Here is a 448-nt window from a genome sequence, read left to right as displayed (position 1 = left end):
GGCCGGCAGTGTCTGCATGGGCGACACCGCATCATCGAGTTGCCGGCCGCCATGGTTGGAGAGGATCACGCCGTCGGCCCCATGCTCGCGGGCTGCCACCGCATCGTCCGCACTCAGCACCCCCTTGACCACCAGCATGCCCCTCCACCGCTTGCGTATCAACGCCAGATGCTCCCAACTCAGGTGATCGCGCGCACCGAAGTCGCGCACGACCGAGGACGACAGGATCGGGGCGCCGCGCGCGGCCTGCGAGTTCTCGAAGTGCGGCATGCCGTGGCAGACCAGCGTCTTCAGTGCCGTGCCGAACAGCCAACCCGGATGGGTTATGTCCTGCCAGACCAGCGAGAAGCTGGGTCGAAGCGGCGTAGAGAAGCCAGAGCGGATGTTGTTTTCGCGATTGCCCGAGACCGGCGTGTCGACCGTCACGACCAACGTGCGGAACCCCGCC

The 448-nt window shown here is 66.5% G+C and carries 1 protein-coding gene; it reads right to left on the bottom strand.

Translation table 11 applies throughout. The features are described 5' to 3' along the window. Window positions 1–448: alpha-hydroxy acid oxidase (locus IDG63_RS14305; protein ID WP_206176490.1), on the bottom strand; the 448-nt coding region annotated here is incomplete at both ends.

The organism is Staphylococcus sp. EG-SA-14 (genome assembly GCF_017151935.1).
Lineage (GTDB): Bacteria > Bacillota > Bacilli > Staphylococcales > Staphylococcaceae > Staphylococcus > Staphylococcus aureus.
This window is presented reverse-complemented; position numbering and strand designations above follow the sequence as displayed.